The sequence below is a fragment of the Anaerovibrio sp. genome (genome assembly GCF_045637405.1).
Classification (GTDB): domain Bacteria; phylum Bacillota; class Negativicutes; order Selenomonadales; family Selenomonadaceae; genus Anaerovibrio.
On the sequence record NZ_JAZTZI010000109.1, the window covers coordinates 1 to 6,729 of the forward strand.

The 6,729-nt window shown below is 35.7% G+C and carries 6 protein-coding genes and 1 pseudogene; all 7 read right to left on the minus strand.

The genetic code is table 11. From position 1 onward, the window contains the following. Positions 1–609, minus strand: a 609-nt coding sequence (locus ACKI5G_RS07715) for an aminotransferase class V-fold PLP-dependent enzyme (protein WP_407399194.1), incomplete at its 3' end; no start/stop codon positions are given. Position 610: 1 nt separating this feature from the next. Beyond that, entirely contained in the window at positions 611–1,360 is a 750-nt protein-coding gene (locus ACKI5G_RS07720; RefSeq protein ID WP_407399196.1) for a class I SAM-dependent DNA methyltransferase, read from the minus strand. Positions 1,361–1,425: 65 nt separating this feature from the next. Further along, entirely contained in the window at positions 1,426–2,250 is an 825-nt protein-coding gene (locus ACKI5G_RS07725) for a phosphorylcholine transferase LicD (protein WP_407399198.1), read from the minus strand. A gap of 24 nt (positions 2,251–2,274) precedes the next feature. Further along, the gene (locus tag ACKI5G_RS07730; protein ID WP_407399200.1) at positions 2,275–3,693 is read right to left on the minus strand and encodes a glycosyltransferase family 9 protein; all 1,419 of its coding nucleotides are present in this window, start codon (positions 3,691–3,693) and stop codon (positions 2,275–2,277) included. A gap of 11 nt (positions 3,694–3,704) precedes the next feature. Continuing rightward, positions 3,705–4,616, minus strand: a complete 912-nt coding sequence (locus ACKI5G_RS07735) for a TylF/MycF/NovP-related O-methyltransferase (protein WP_407399202.1) — start codon at positions 4,614–4,616, stop codon at positions 3,705–3,707. A gap of 12 nt (positions 4,617–4,628) precedes the next feature. Next, a complete protein-coding gene (locus tag ACKI5G_RS07740) occupies positions 4,629–5,825 on the minus strand; it encodes a DUF5672 family protein (RefSeq protein ID WP_407399204.1) in 1,197 nt (398 codons plus the stop codon). A gap of 25 nt (positions 5,826–5,850) precedes the next feature. Next, positions 5,851–6,729 (minus strand): annotated as a pseudogene (locus ACKI5G_RS07745) (hypothetical protein); the annotation flags it as partial.

Consider the following 6,729-nt stretch of genomic DNA (forward strand, 5'->3'; position numbering starts at 1 on the left):
ACTAAGCACTACCATAGACAGGCCTGGTGAAATGCAGGCTCCTTTTTGTGAGCTTGCAATCATAACATCTACATCATTTCCCGCCATGTCAAATTCATCACAAAGGAAAGAGCTGATAGCATCCACCACCAGGTACATATCTTTTTTCCGACAAAAATCAGATAATAGTTTAATATCATAAAGCTGCCCGGTTGAAGTTTCGTCGATATTTACCAGAAGTCCGTTATAGTCCGTAGCCTCGTATGGTAGCAGCATATCGCTAGTCAAGGTTTCACCGTATTCCACCGTAACCACATCGTGAGGTATGTTATGTACCTCACATATATCCACAAACCGCTGGCCAAAAGATCCACCATTAATAACCAGCAACCTGTCCTGCTCAGTAAAGCAGTTCATTACCGCTGCCTCCATGGCCGCAGTACCAGAAGCCGTCAAATAAACCGTCTTGGCCCCCTCGCCGGCCTTGGCAAATTTTCTAAGTAATTCATCTGTTTCCAGCATCAGCTCAGAAAACTCTTTTGTCCGAAAGTAAGGCACGCTATCCTTATCAGCACGGATAGCCTTTACCTCATCAAACATTTCCACTGGTCCAACTGTAAATAATCTCATTTCATTTCATCTCCAATATAGTGTACCAATGGCTGGTATCTGATAAATCCTTCTTGTCCAGCACATTGAAGTAATCATCCTCTAACACATTGCTTACGGCCAACATAGGTGCCAAAATCTGTCGGTATTCTTCACGAGTCCGATAAATGGCATTATAATCGGACTTTAGTGCCTCAGACCATATTCCATTCAACGTGAGACGCTCCTGTACCCCGATGCTTTCCTCAATGTAAACGATGGCACCACTGTTTAAAATATTAGGCAGCTTTTCATAACACTTACCTAATACTTCATCATTAATATACATGGACACCCCGGCAATAATCACTGCATCATATTTTTCTTTAGTTATGTCCTTATCCTCGAACAAGTCTAAAAAAGCTGACTGTTTAAATAAAGCATTATCATAAGAAGCAAATCTCTCCGAAGCCACCTTGACCATTTCTCCAGAAAAATCCACTCCCCGGTATTTTCCACAAAGAGGGAGTACTGACTCCGCCCAACGGCCCACACCGCAACCAATATCCAGAACATTTTTATTCTTGGTAAGGTTCAAACGGAGCAAAATGGTTTTCTTTTCAAACTCATCCCATTTATCAGCATATTCTGGGTTATTATCTCCCAACAACACCACAGTGTTACTGCTTTTCTTACCAGCCTTAAATGCCGCAGCTCGTTTATCGTAAAACTCCCGAATGCTGTCACCGCTGACATCCACCTTATCACTATATACTCTGGTTTTATCCCCCATGGTTCCCCCTCTTTCTTTTCCCACACGCTAACTGGTGCTAAAGTTCCCGCTCAATAAGTCTATTTTTACATATTCTCCGGAAATTTCAACTCAGCTAATGGAAATCCTACTCGTTTTTCCTCCGGTGGCAATGTCATATACTCCCCATACATACTGGTCAAAAAAGAATCATAATCCTTAAATATTTTAAATGTATATCCCTCAAAGTCCTTGTCCATGTATTCATCAAAACATTTTCTTGGCATACCATATTTTGATGATTCCAATGGATATGGGAACGTTAGGTGACGTACCAGTTCATGGCGACTTAAATTTGACAGTTTCACCATAACATTAAAACAGTGAATCCAAAAACTCCGTGGCACACAATATAGCATTTTATACCATAACCGCATAAGAGAATTAGAGGCATTTTCCCGACCGAAAAATGAATACAATCCTTTACGAATACAATAGCATATAAATAAATGAATCCGCCGCAAAAAATAATTGTCCGGCACCCCATCATAAACAAAAACATCCACAAAGATTCCCTTATGCCAGTTGGTTTTCTCCTGTCCAGGCATCAGCCACACGCTGTTATTGTAACGAAGCTTGGGAAATCCCCACCGATAATTAGGGTCCGTGCGAAAATCCTGCAAAAAGAACTTTTCTGTGTCCAAATCCCTTTTGCAGGCCACAAAAAACTTTTCATATTCTTCCCTGAGCATGTTTACGTCAGCATCATTATCCCAAGGAATAAAGCCTCCATGGCGCACAGCCCCGATGAGAGTCCCACTACAAAGGGAGTACTTTATATTGTTTTTCCTGCATATTCTATCTATTTCCTTGAGCATTTCCAAGTTCACTTTACGAAGCTTTTCGGATATCTCGTCTGTAATATGTATCATTTTTTCTTTATACTCACGACATAACTATAATAAGCACCCATCTGAAATACACCTATCTACATGTTCCATAACCAAATTTGGAGTTATAGAATCCATACACTCAGGGCACTCCATCCCCCTCGCGCATTTATCAATCTCATCATAAAGAGTGTAGCAATTATGGCAATCCCCCGCAACTATGTTATCATTTTCGTCATACCCAAAGTACTCAACCATAGTTGGCCCAAATAATACAACACATTTTGTTCCTAACTGGGTAGCAAGATGCACAAGTCCGCCTTCTGAGTCAATATGCAGTATAGAACCATACAATACATGTTTTACTAACTCTAAATCTGTTCCCAATATATACTCATCAGCTCCAACTACTTTGGCAGCATTTTTAGTCCCCAACTGCACAACTTGTATATCAGGATAATTAGTCTTAAATAGTTGAACAAATTGGCAGATTTTGTCATAATTCCATTGCTTGGCGATAACATTTTTACCGTGAATTGACACAAATCCTGTTCCATAATTAATAGTTATATACTTTTTTAATTGTAATTGTTTATAACATAATAGATAATCTTCATTTAATCTAATATCAACATTCTTGTCCTTAATATCAAAAAATCCTGTAAAGTTTAAATAGTTATATACATTAAGCCCCTTGTATATCATCCTCTTAAAATGAATATGCATATTACTAATAGGAGAACTTGGCAAATTATATTTTAAAAGAACCTTATCCAATTTATGCAGTTCATCAAAAAAATGCCTATTTTTATTAGCCAAATTATCGCTAATATGTTTAATTGCCAGCAAATCATATAACTCAAATGCGACATCATATTTTATCTTATTATGTTCGAACAAGACACCACCATCATCAATAACAGTATTAAGCCCTCGAGTATCAGCATAAATTGCGTTCATAAACTTTGAACCACCGGATATATATATATCAATACTAACCTCTGGCACTTTTTTGACTAGTTCCATAACTATTTTCTTTTTTATGATACTATCACCAAGGCAAGGTCCATATTTTATTGCTATAGAAATGCCATTACTTTGAAAAGCATAATTATAATCAGTCTGCTTTACTTCTATTTTACCCAAAATATTAACTTCTGCCCTAACTGGTTGAAAAATGATTTTAGAAATATCTGCCCCATAATGAAACAATGTATCCTTAACGGCCTGAACATGACAACCATCTTTAAAGGCCAATACTATATAATCATACTCAAATTGTGGTAAATATTCCGGTGTATATACTGGAACCACCAGCGGAGGGATATTGGCAGCATTACGGTCCAAAATTGCAACACAAATACAATAATTGGTTATGAGTATCTGTTTTAGATAATCACATCCAACATCACCAGCACCATAAATTATTATCTTGGACCCTTGCTTTATTTTTTCAAACGGAAATAGAAAACTATATCTGTTCATCCGGATTACCTCTATACTTTTACAATGGCTATACTACATCCATCTCCAATAGGTATTTTAGATAGTGTAAGACCGTGTTTCAGTTCATAATCTTTTACAGCTTGCTTTACGCCAGGTAATTCTGGATGGAAATAATCATGCAGTAAAATGACGCCTCCATTAGACATCTTATGCATAAAAAATTCTAATCCCGCAAGCATAGGTTTATATAAATCCATATCCAAATTTACAAAACAAAAATTATCTTCGATTCCTTTTGCACTCTCTGGAAAATATCCTTTATGAAATTCACATTGTTCTATATTAGGCATCTTTCGCCGCGCAATTTCTTCATTATTAACACTAAAATTAAATTCTTGATTAAATTCTCCAGAAATAAAAGCTTTATGATTTAGTTCACGTTCCACTTTTAAATCGACATCTGAAAACCCCTCAAAGGTATCAAACAAATATAGTTTCCTATCAGCAAAATACTTATTTATGTAGAACGCGAAATCTCCGGCATACACGCCACACTCTGCTACATTTCCCACCATTTCCTCTTCTTTTACAAATTTGGCAAAAGAACGCAACCAGCCCACTCTGCAATCAGCGATTTCATCATAGATATTGGGCCGTTGTGCAAAAACATCTATAAATAGTGCTTTCTCCTCCGATAAGCCTATTATTTTATTATTTGCTATATTTAGATAATTTAATTGTTCTCGAATATCATTTAAAGCACTTTTTTTACTCACTGAAATTATTATTTTATCAAATTCAAGTTTGGATATGTCGTCTGCTTTATACAATCCATATCCATTTATTTCATTACCACTTTTATTATTATCAATAAAACCAACAAGAACATCTTCAGATGAATTCTCAATGTAGGACTGTACAGTCTGTCCCCATTCACCAGCACCAAATATTAAATATTTCACAGTTGGTCACACTCACTTTCTATTGCACAAAATAAAAGAACCCACATAATCTGAAATAATTATATTCAACAATTTTCGATAGGTAAAAACTCTGTTTTCTAATATGCCATTAGATAACAATTTACATCTTATTTCATTATCATAGTAAATAGGAGTTATTACAATTGAGCAATCCGTCCGAATCAAATAGTCCAAATCAGGCTCCGTTATCTCAACACCATTTAATTTTATCTCTTTTGGTTTAATATCGAATACCTTTTTTATATTGTAGCCAATTTCAGTTAATAAGCTGTATAAGATAACACCATATTCACCAGCTCCCCACATAACATACGAATATGTTGGCTCGAGATATTTGTTACACAAATCAACTAATCTAACAAAGTTATACTTTTTATACCTTAAAAGTATATATTCCGACAATCTATGCCACTGAACCTCCCGATAAGAGGGCCCAGTAATATTTCTAAAATAATCATTTAATTCTACTTCGTTTTCCTCTGCAATAAACTTACTCCATACGTTATATACAATTTTCCTGCTCCACCCATGACAACCGAATGGCAACTCTGACAGCCCATTATTTAATCTCTGAAATATATGGCATACATCTTCATCCACTGCAAATTTAATGGCTGTTTTTATTTCTGGAACAGAAAAGTCTATATTGGGTCGTGCCCCGCAATAACCAAAAAACAGATCCTCGTTGTTGTAAAATAACTCCCTAAAGCCGCTCTCTTCACATATATCCGCTATATTAGCAATCATCCTTCGTACCGATGAAATTTTACGCAACGACAAGCCTCCATTACCCACTCGCGCCTTTACCAGCCCCCATTTTCCCAATGTTCTAGGTACAGGGGCACCAATATAGTCATAATCCAACTCACAAAAATCCAACAATTCATCCTTAAAAACATAGGCATCAAGCTGGTAAATCAACATATATTCATATTCAGCAAACTTAGAATAAAAAGCATCAGAAACCAATAACTCACTATAGGTAGCTGTACTTTTAAAAAACCGATCATCATAATAAACAACACTATATCGTTGTCTATTACAATAATCACGCATTCTCTTTGGAGCAACAAAAACAATATTATAATCTTTCAATACTCTATACAATTGTTCTAAAGAACGTTGCTCTGTAATATTTAGTTGTGCTTTATATATAGGTACTACTATTACAATATCTTTCTTGTGCACAGTTCTCTCTCCCAATCAATCTGCTTCACAAGTTATATCTCACATGATCTACCAACCACTGTATCCAAGTTTCAAATTTATAATAATCTTCATCTTCTTTAAATCCTATCTCAGATAACAAACAAGCCATTTCATCATAGTACTCATAACTAGTTATAACAATCTTACTTACATCTATATTTGCAGCGGCTTGAGGATTTAAAACTTTTATACCTTCGATTTTTGTCCCCCAGTGAGCAGAATTACTGTCCAAAAAACAGGCAACTTCAGCACCCAAAGATTTTATTAATTGCAAAACCTGTTGACCAACAGTCCCAACGCCAAAAATAGCAAACTTATTTTCTAAAATACAACTATAGTCTACAAAATGGCACTTCTTCTCCACAAAGTCGTTGTATAATTGTTGCATTTTTCCATAATACAGGCGCCGTTCTGCAATCTTTCTAATTTTTCTAATTTCATTTGAATCAACATTTAAATCTTCTTTTGACAAAACTCTTTTCATGGATATTTCATAGGTCTCATTTACAGTATCCAAAATACGAACTGTTGATACTCCTCCCAAACGGAAATAAGCGATAATAGTATTACCAATATAATTAAATGAATATCCGTCCACCAACAGCTTTAATAAAAAATCATAGTCTGCAAGGAGCTTATATCTTAAATTAAACAGATTGTTCTTCATCAAATCAGTCTTTACGCAAATCACTTGATGACACAATATATTTGTATATAACATCTTTTCAAAATTTAACTTTGCATTTGACCCATATCTCTCCTTACCATCTTCATCAATATATATAACATCTCCATAAAGTACATCAGAGGGTTGTTTTTCGTATGCTTCCACGAAGTGCAACATGGCATTCTCATCGTACCAGTCATCGCTGTTTATAAATGC